This window comes from bacterium, from assembly GCA_016873475.1.
Taxonomy (GTDB): domain Bacteria; phylum Krumholzibacteriota; class Krumholzibacteriia; order JACNKJ01; family JACNKJ01; genus VGXI01.
Genome location: VGXI01000020.1, coordinates 21642 through 29080, shown reverse-complemented (window position 1 = coordinate 29080; position 7439 = coordinate 21642). Strand labels below are relative to the sequence as shown.

General features: G+C 74.8%; 9 protein-coding genes. All 9 read left to right on the top strand.

Going from position 1 to position 7439, the window contains the following annotated elements; genetic code table 11:
- The coding region (locus FJ251_03380; GenBank protein ID MBM4116771.1) for a hypothetical protein at positions 1-926 on the top strand (926 nt) is incomplete at its 5' end.
- A 58-nt stretch (positions 927-984) separates the two neighbouring features.
- A complete protein-coding gene (locus tag FJ251_03375; GenBank protein ID MBM4116770.1) occupies positions 985-2736 on the top strand; it encodes a hypothetical protein in 1752 nt (583 codons plus the stop codon).
- Positions 2737-2871: 135 nt separating this feature from the next.
- The gene (folB, locus tag FJ251_03370; protein MBM4116769.1) at positions 2872-3237 is read left to right on the top strand and encodes a dihydroneopterin aldolase; all 366 of its coding nucleotides are present in this window, start codon (positions 2872-2874) and stop codon (positions 3235-3237) included.
- Entirely contained in the window at positions 3234-3800 is a 567-nt protein-coding gene (gene folK / locus FJ251_03365; protein ID MBM4116768.1) for a 2-amino-4-hydroxy-6-hydroxymethyldihydropteridine diphosphokinase, read from the top strand. Before folB ends, folK begins: the two co-directional genes overlap by 4 nt.
- Entirely contained in the window at positions 3775-4443 is a 669-nt protein-coding gene (locus FJ251_03360) for a deoxynucleoside kinase (GenBank protein ID MBM4116767.1), read from the top strand. The genes folK and FJ251_03360 overlap by 26 nt, the downstream gene beginning before the upstream one ends.
- Positions 4443-5291, top strand: a complete 849-nt coding sequence (gene panB / locus FJ251_03355) for a 3-methyl-2-oxobutanoate hydroxymethyltransferase (GenBank protein ID MBM4116766.1) — start codon at positions 4443-4445, stop codon at positions 5289-5291. Before FJ251_03360 ends, panB begins: the two co-directional genes overlap by 1 nt.
- An 8-nt stretch (positions 5292-5299) precedes the next feature.
- Positions 5300-6181: a pantoate--beta-alanine ligase gene (locus FJ251_03350; protein ID MBM4116765.1), complete on the top strand. Its 882-nt coding sequence runs from the start codon at positions 5300-5302 to the stop codon at positions 6179-6181.
- Positions 6162-6956, top strand: a complete 795-nt coding sequence (locus FJ251_03345) for a hypothetical protein (GenBank protein MBM4116764.1) — start codon at positions 6162-6164, stop codon at positions 6954-6956. Before FJ251_03350 ends, FJ251_03345 begins: the two co-directional genes overlap by 20 nt.
- Positions 6957-7439: an HIT domain-containing protein gene (locus tag FJ251_03340; protein MBM4116763.1), complete on the top strand. Its 483-nt coding sequence runs from the start codon at positions 6957-6959 to the stop codon at positions 7437-7439.

The following is a 7439-nucleotide window of genomic DNA, read 5'->3' as shown; positions in this document are numbered from 1 at the left end:
ACTACGCCGACGCGGCGAGCGGAGAGCTGGCCACGATCGCGCCGGGGGAGGCCTTCTGGGTCGAGAACGCGGGGGAGGGGCCGCTCGCCCTGCGCATTCCCGCGAGCCCGCAGGAAGCGCCCCCCGGGCCGCCCCTGCCGGCGCCCGGTCTTGCCGAAGGGGAGGCCGGCTGGAGCCTGCAGCTGCGCGCGACGACGGGCCGCGTCGGCAGCTCGCGCGCCCGCTGCGGTCAGCGCCTGGGCGCGAGCGCTGCGCGCGAGACCTTCGACTACGGCGAGCCGCCGGCGCCCCCCGCGGGCAAGCTCAGCCTCGCCTGGCTGGACGGGGCGGGCGCGCGACTGGCCTGCGACTACCGCGCCCTCGGCGGCAGCGGCGAGCGCTGGCGGCTCCGCTTGGATAGCGACCAGGTCGGCGCCGACTTCCGCATCGCGGGTCTGCTCGCGGGCGCGCTGCCCGCGGGTTGGTCGCTCGTCGCCATCGACGCGGTCACGCTGGCCGAGATCCCGCTGTCTGCCGCGCCCGAGATCCGGGGTCGGATCGCCGGCGGCGCCGCGTCACGCCGCTGGCATCTGCTCGCTGGCGATGCGGCCTATCTCGCCGCGGAGCGCGGCGCGATCGCCGCCGAGTTTGCCGCCGGCCTCGCGGCCTTCGCGCTCTGGCCGGCGCAGCCCAATCCCTGCCGCCGCGCCGAAGGGGCGCTGATCGCCCTCGCCGCGCCGCGCGCGGCGGCGGCGAGCCTGCGCATCTTCGACGTCCAGGGGCGCCTTGTGCGCCGCCTGCACGAGGGCGCCGTCGCGCCCGGCCTCGCCCGCTTCACCTGGCGGGGCGAGGACGAGCGCGGCGCGCGGGTCGCGGCGGGCGTCTACTTCGTCCGCGCGGAGGCACCGGGGCTCGCCGCCACGCGCAAGCTCGTGCTGCTCGACTGAAGCGAGCGCGCGCGCGAGCGCGCGCAGGGCCCGCCGCCGGCGGGTCAGGGAGGAATCGATGAACGCGCGCCCATTGCTCGTCGCCGTCTGCCTGCTCGCAGCCGCGCCCGCGGCCGCAGGCCCGCCCGCCACGATGCCCTTCCAGGGCATCCTCACCGATGCGGCCGGAGCGCCGATCGCCGCCGGCACGCCGGTCACCTTCAGCCTGCGCGACGCCTACGGGGCGCCGCTGTGGAGCGCCATCTACGTGGTGACGCCCGTGGACGGCGTGGTCAGCCTGCTGCTGGGCGCCAACGACGGCGGCGGCCAGGCCGCGCTGCCGCCGGGCATCTTCACCACGGGGGCCGTGCGCGAGCTCGCGCTCAGCGTGGGCGGGGAAGAGCTGGCCGCGATCCCGCTCGGTTCGACGGCCTACGCGCTGCATGCGGCGACGGCCGACGTCGCCCTCAACGCGGGCGGCCTCGGTCCGGGCAGCGTGGACAGCGTGGCCCTGGCCGACGGTGCGGTGACGAGCGCCAAGCTCGCCGATGCCGCCGTGACCGCCGCCAAGCTCGCCGATGCCGCCGTGGGCGCGGCCAAGCTCGCCGACGGCGCCGTGGGCGCGGCCAAGCTGGCCGGCGGCGCCGTGACCGCCGCCAAGCTCGCCGATGGGGCGGTCGGCGCCGCGGCCATCGCGGACGGCGCCGTGGGCACGGCCGAACTGGCCGACGGCAGCGTGAGCGCTGCCGACATCGGGCCGGCGATCCTCTCGAGTCTCGATGGCGTGAGCAACGACGGCGGCAACATCGACCTCGTCGCCGGCGCGAACGTGACGATCAGCTCCGACGACGCGGCGAACACGATCACCATCGGCGCCACGGGCGGCGGGGGCGGCATCGCGGGCAGCGGCGCGGCGAACTACCTGCCGCGCTTCACGGGCGCGGCGGCCATCGGCAACTCGGCCCTGTACCAGAGCGGCAGCAGCCTGGGCCTGGGCACGACGGCGCCCGATCGCCTCTTCGTCGCCAGCGCGGCCGCCGGCGACGCCATCCTCGGCGAAGTCACGGCCACGGGCCAGACCGATTACATCGGCGTCGAGGGGATCGCCGTGCCCAGCGAGGCCTACGGCGTCGGCGGCCAGTTCCTCGGCGGCTACCTGGGCATCTGGGCCCGCAGCGAAGGGACCAGCGCCGGCGATTACTACGGAGTCTACGGCCACGCGACGAGCGGGACGGGCGGCTACGCCTACGGCACGACCGGCGACGCTCAGGGCAGCGAGATCAACGTGGGCGTCCTCGGCTACGCCGCCGGCGGCACGGCGAACTACGCCGGCTACTTCCTCGGCGACATCCAGGTGGATGGGCTCGTGTACTCTGGCGGGCTGGCCATGCGCGTGGACCACCCGCTCGACCCGGCCGGCCGCGCCCTGAGCCAGGCCGCCGTTCTCAGCGACGGCCTGAAGTGCGTCTACGACGGCAGCGTGCGGCTGGACGCCGAAGGGCGGGCCTGGGTGGAGCTGCCGCCCTACGTCGCGGCCCTGGCCGGCGAGTTCCGCTATCAGCTCACCTGCGTCGGCGGCTACGCGCCGGTCTACGTGGCCGCGGAACTGGCGGGCGGCCGCTTCGCCATCGCCGGCGGCACGCCGGGGCTCAAGGTCTGCTGGCAGCTCACGGGCCTGCGCCAGGATGCCTGGGCCCGGCGTCACCCCCTGGCCGTCGAGGCCGACAAGCCCGCCGCCGAGCGCGGGCGCTATCTGCATCCCGCGGCGGCGGGGCAGCCGGCTGCGCGCGGCCTCCTGCCGCCGCCGGCCCTGCGCCTGCGCGGCCGCTGATTCCGGATCGCCGCAGGCCCCCGGCGGCGATTTCCCCGCCTTGACACTCGGGTCCCCCGCCCCTAGTCTGCGCCTGCGCCGCCGCCGCCCCTCCGGTGGCTCGCGGGCGCAATTGCTTGTCGGCCAAGGATTTTCATGGACAGCATTCGCCTGCGCGACATCATCGTCTACGGCTACTACGGCGCCTCGGACCCCGAACGGCAGATCGGCCAGCGCCTGCTGTTGGACCTCGACCTCGCGCTCGACCTCGGCGAGGCGGCCGCCAGCGACGAGCTCGCCGACACCGTCAGCTACGAGGAGATCTACGTCGCCGCCCAGCGGCTCGCCGGCGGCCGCCGCTGCCGGCTGCTCGAGCATCTGGCGCAGCAGCTGATCGACGGGCTCTTCCAGCGCTTCCCGCGTCTCGTCGGCGTCGGCGTCTCCCTGCGCAAGATGAACCTGCCCTTCCCCAACACCTGCCGCGAGGTCGAGGTGCGACTGTACCGGGAGCGCTCCGCGTGAACGCGGAGGTGGCGCTCTCGCTCGGCAGCAACCTCGGCGATCGCCGGGAGCAGCTCGCCGCCGCGCTGCGCGGCCTGGAGGGCGGGCTCCTGACGGGCCTGCGCGTGAGTAGCCTCTACGAGACGGCGCCCGTGGAGGTGGGGGAGCCGCAGCCGCGCTATCTGAACCTCTGCGCGCTGGGCGAGTGCGCGCTGAGGCCCGAGCGCCTCCTCGCGGGCTGCCAGGCCCTGGAGCGGGCGGCCGGTCGGCCCGCGGGCGGGCCGCGCCGGCCGCGGGTGCTGGACATCGACCTGCTCTACTACGACGACCTGCGCTGCGCCCGGCCGGGGCTCTGCCTGCCGCACCCCGGGCTGGCGCGGCGCCGCTTCGTGCTCGCGCCCCTGGCCGAGCTGAAGCCCCACTGGCGGCACCCCGATTCCGGGCGCCGCGTGGACGAGATGCTGGCCGCCCTCGGCGAGTCGCAGCCGGTGACGCGGCTCGCGCCGCCCGCCGGGTGCGCCGAAGGGTGGTGGCGACTTGACGACCAGGAGCCTGCCGATGGGTGCACGGCCGAGCGCGGCTAGGGGGCAGCTCCCCGGCTACCTCGTCGTCGAGGGCGTGATCGGCGTGGGCAAGACCAGCCTCGCCCGCCTGCTCGCCGAGCGCTTCGACGCGCGGCTCAACCTGGAGGCCGTCGAGGAGAACCCCTTCCTCGCCAGCTTCTACGCCGACCCGGCGCGCTATGCCTTCCAGACGCAGATGTTCTTCCTGCTCTCGCGCTTCCGCCAGCAGCAGGAACTGCTCCAGGGCGAGCTCTTCCAGCGGCGCGTGGTGGGGGACTACCACTTCGCGAAGGACCTCATCTTCGCCAACATCACGCTGAGCGACGAAGAGCTGGCGCTCTACAAGCAGGTGGCCGGCGTGCTCGCGCCCCGCGTGCCGCGGCCCGAGCTGGTCGTCTACCTGCAGGCCAGCGTCGAGAGCCTGCTCGAGCGCATCGCCCGCCGCGGCCGGCGCATGGAGAAGGACATCGAGCCCCGCTACCTGGCCACCCTCGCCGAGGCCTACAACCACTACTTCTTCCACTACCGCGAGTCGCCGCTGCTCGTGGTGAACACGGACAACGTCAACTTCGTGGCCCACCCCGAGCACTTCGAAGACCTCGTGCGGCGCATCCTGACCCCCTTCGAGGGCACGCTCTACTACGTGCCCAACTGGGAGCCCTGATGACGACGAAGAAGATCGGGCCGCGGCAGCTGGCGGCGATGAAGGCGAAGGGCGAGAGAATCGTCGCCCTCACCGCCTACGACCACCCCAGCGCGCGGATCCTCGACCAGGCCGGCGTGGACATCGTCCTCGTCGGCGACAGCGCGGCGAACGTGGTGCTCGGCTACGACTCGACCCTGCCCGTGACGATGACCGAGATGCTCGTGCTAACGGCGGCGGTCGCCCGCGGCGCGCGGCGGGCGCTGGTCGTCGCCGACATGCCTTTCATGAGCTACCAGGTGAGCCCGGCGCAGGCGCTGGAGAACGCCGGCCGCTTCGTCAAGGAGGCGGGCGCCGAGGGCGTCAAGCTCGAGGGCGGCCTGCGCACGCTGCCCGCGATCGAGGCCATCCTCGCGGCTGGGATTCCCGTGATGGGGCACCTCGGCCTGACGCCGCAGAGCGTGCTGGCCTTCGGCGGCTACCGCGTCCAGGGCCGCGAGCCGGCAGCGGCGGCGCGGCTCCTGGAGGAGGCGCGCGCCCTCGCCGCGGCCGGCGTCTTCGCGCTGGTGCTCGAGGGTATCCCCTGGACCCTGGCCCGCGAGATCAGCGCGGCCGTCCCCGTGCCGACGATCGGCATCGGGGCGGGCGAGCACTGCGACGGGCAGATCCTCGTTCTCCACGACCTGCTCGGCTACGGCGAGACGCAGCTCAGCTTCGTCAAACGCTACGCGGAGATCGAGGGCGCCATCCGCGCCGCGGTCAGCGCCTACGCCGAGGAAGTGCGCGCGGGCACCTTCCCGAGCGCCGCGCAGCGCTTCGCGGCCGAGCCGCCGCCGGCGAAGGGCGAGCGCGGCGGAGGCGCCCGGTGACCAGGCCCCTGCTCCTGCGCAGCGTCGCCGAGCTGCGCGCCTGGCGGCGCGTCCTGCGCGCCGAAGGGCTCAGGCTCGGCTTCGTGCCGACGATGGGCGCCCTGCACGAGGGGCACCTCGACCTCGCGCGCCTGGCCCTCGCGCAGGCAGACCGCCTGCTCGTGTCGATCTTCGTCAACCCGGCGCAGTTCGCGCCCGGCGAGGACTTCGCGGCCTACCCGCGCGACCTCGAGACGGATCTGGCGGCGCTGGCGCCGCTGGGCCCCGTCGCCTGCTTCGTGCCGGCCGCGGAGACGATCTACCCGCCCGGCGACAGCACGCGGGTCAGCGTCGGCTGGGGTCTGGACGTTCTTTGCGGCGCCAGCCGGCCGGGGCATTTCGACGGCGTCACGAACGTGCTCGCGCGCCTGTTCAATCTCGTCGAGCCGGACGAGGCGATCTTCGGCCAGAAGGACGCCCAGCAGGCCCTCATCGTGAAGCGCCTCGTGGACAGCCTGCACTTCCCGCTGCGCCTCCGCCTGGCGCCCACGCGCCGCGAGGCGGACGGGCTTGCGCTGAGCAGCCGCAATCGCTACCTCTCGCCCGCAGAGCGCGCGCAGGCGATCGCGCTCAACCGCGCCCTCGCGGCGGCCGGGGCGGCACTCGCCGCCGGCGAGCGCGACCCGGCGCGCCTGGCCGCCATCGGTCGCGACCTCCTGGCGCTGGCGCCGGGCGTCGCGCCCGAGTACTTCGCGGTCGTCGATCCGGAGACGCTCGCGCCGCCAGCGCGCGTGCCCGAGCCCGGGCGCCTGCTCATCGCCGGCGCCGTCCGCCTGGGCCGCACGCGCCTCATCGACAACCTGGTGTTCGCCGTGACGAAGGAGGCCGTGCATGAGACCCTCCTCTTCTGAGACCCCCGCTGGTCTGCGGGCAGAGGGCGGCGCGAGCGGCGCCGCCCTGATCCTCGCCGCCGGCAAGGGCACGCGCATGAAGAGCGACCTGCCCAAGGTGTTGCACACCCTGCAGGGCCGGCCGCTGCTCCACTGGGTGATCGCCGCCGCGCGCGCGGCCGGCCTGACGCCGCAGGTGATCGTGGTCGGCCATCAGGCCGAGCGCGTCGAGGCGAGCCTGGCCGCCGACGGGGTGGGGGATCTGCGCTTCGTCCTCCAGGCCGAACAGCACGGCACGGGCCATGCGGCCCAGGTGGCGCGGCCGGCGCTGGCCGATCTCGCGGGCGATCTCGTCGTGCTGGCCGGGGACGTGCCGCTCATCCGGCCCGGGACCCTGAGCGACCTGCTCGCCGCGCACCGCGCCCGGCAGGCGGCGGCCACCGTGCTGACGGCGGAACTCGCCGATCCCACCGGCTACGGGCGCATCCTGCGCGACGCGGCGGGCGACCTGCTCGCCATCCGCGAGCACCGGGACGCCAGCGCGGCCGAGCGCGCCGTGCGCGAGATCAACTCGGGCATCTACTGCTTCCGCCTGCCGGCGCTGCGCGCGGCCCTGGACGCCCTGCGGCCCGAGAACGACCAGGGCGAGTACTACCTCACCGACACGCTGGCCATCCTGCGCGGGCAGGGCGAGCGCATCGCGGCCCATCGCTGCGTGGACCCGGCGGAGATCGCGGGGATCAACGACCGCGAGCAACTGGCGACGCTCGAGGCGCGCCTGGCCGGGAGGGACTAGATGGACTTCCTCTTCACGCCCTGGCGGCGCCAGTACGTGGTCGAGGGCGCGCGCGAGACGGGCTGCGTCTTCTGCCGTCTCGCCGAGCAGCCGGACGATCAGCTCCTCGCCGGCGAGCATTGGTACCTGGCCCTGAACGCCTATCCCTACTGCAGCGGGGGGGTGATGCTGATCAGCCGCACGCACAAGAGCTGGCTGGGCGAGCTGCCGGCGGCGGCCCTCGCCGAGCTGACCCCGCTGCTCGCCCGCGTCGAGGCGGCGCTGCGCCGGGCCTACCGACCCGAGGGGATGAACCTCGGCATCAACTTCGGCGTCGCCGGCGGCGCCGGCATCCCCGGCCACCTGCACGTGCACCTGCTGCCGCGCTGGGGCGGCGACACGAACTTCATGACCACCGTGGGCGGCCTGCGCATCGTGCCCGAGGACCCGGCCGAGAGCTTCGCGCGCCTCGCGGCCGCGCTCGCCGCGGACGCGACGGCCTGA